This window comes from Paenarthrobacter sp. CM16, from assembly GCF_013179505.1.
Taxonomy (GTDB): domain Bacteria; phylum Actinomycetota; class Actinomycetes; order Actinomycetales; family Micrococcaceae; genus Arthrobacter.
Genome location: NZ_JABMCX010000525.1, coordinates 1 through 1,462, shown reverse-complemented (window position 1 = coordinate 1,462; position 1,462 = coordinate 1). Strand labels below are relative to the sequence as shown.

1 protein-coding gene is annotated in these 1,462 nt (G+C 65.0%); it reads right to left on the bottom strand.

Annotated features, from left to right (window positions below):
* Positions 1-1,439, bottom strand: a 1,439-nt coding sequence (locus tag HP499_RS24160) for a PH domain-containing protein (protein ID WP_172326559.1), incomplete at its 3' end; no start/stop codon positions are given.
* Between the last annotated feature and the right edge of the window lie 23 nt (positions 1,440-1,462).

Below are 1,462 nucleotides of genomic sequence, written 5' to 3'. Positions count from 1 at the left end.
GCCAGCCATTGCTCGCTGGTCTGCCGCTTCCGGGCTTCGCGGGCGCGGGCGGCCTGCTGGTCGAAGAGCTCCACTGCCTGCCGGACATCGGCTTGGAAAACCCGGGGAGAAACAGGGCCGGCGGTGGTGTGGAGGACAAGATCGGCAACTCCGAAGCGGCGGGCCAGCGGTCCCTGGTGAAGGGCCATGGACTGCGTCCGCTGGTGTGGCACGAGGACCAGGGTGCGCCACCAACGGCCGGAGCGGATCAACAACGCCGTACGCGTGGCAAAGAAACCGTTGCGGCGCCTGCCAAGCGGGGCCAGCAAACGTGCGCGGCGGGGGGTGGTAACAAAACCATCTGTCCCTGCGGCACCGGGTGCGGCGGGAGCCAGCCCAACCAGTCCGGCGGTGAAGACGCGCTCCGGGTCTTCCACCCCCGGATCCGGCAGCACCAAGGACATCATCCGGAGGACATCGGGCTTCATGCCAACGGGAAGCAGCATGGTGCGGGCAGCTCCCTCGGCAGAGCCTGACAAGCCGTAGCCCGCAACATTGACAACCATCCGGTACCAGCCGAAGATCCGCCAAAGGGGCGGCTGCGTCACCATTACGGCCTGAATGCGCCCGGGAGGCAGCGTCTGTGCCTGCGTATCCAGGAGGCCGTATCGGAGCCGGATGCCGTCCGGCGAAATGGCTGCCGTGAAGTTGTAGCCCTTGTTGAAGGAGTTCCAATACGCGGCACCAATGCCCAGGATGCCAGGAATGAGCGCCAGGAAAAGTGTCTGGTTCTCCGTGAAAACGGAGACAATAACCACTGCGGCTGCACCGATCAGGATCCCGACGGTTTGCTCGCTCAACACCAGCGATCCGATGAGCCGTGCCGGGGGCACGGACAGCACCACATGCTCGGGAGCCTCGGGGATTTCCTCTTCCTGACCGGGCTCAGTGACAACACCGGCGGCCCGGGCAAGGATGGTAGCGCGCAGCTGCTTCGCCTGGGCGAGCGGAAGATACGCCAACCGCACCGCCGACTCGCCGGCGTCGGCCACTTCGAACTTAAGTTCAGCAAGCCCAAAAATTCTCGCCAAAAGGGGCTGGACAATATCGATGGCCTGGACGCGGTCCAACCGGGCCTGCCGCTGCTGCTTGAACAGGAAGCCGGTGTTGACCCGAACGTAGCCCTCGGCCACCTGGTAACGCGTGAAATACCAGCTCAGGATGAAGCTGCCCACCGTCAACAGCAGGACCACGGCGCCACCGGCCAAAAGCCAGGGCACCCGGCCATTCAGGTTCGGATCCAGGACATCCCGGCCCTGCAACATGCGTTCAAAAGCGTCACGGCCAAAGAAGAACCCGACGGCGGCAAGCGCCACCCAGCCGCGAACAAAAGGTGACGCAGGGTGGACGCGGTTCCAGTCGCCGTCGACCTTTGCTTCCGGCTGATCCGGCAGGCCCACGGCCGTGCTGTCTGCCGGGCTCA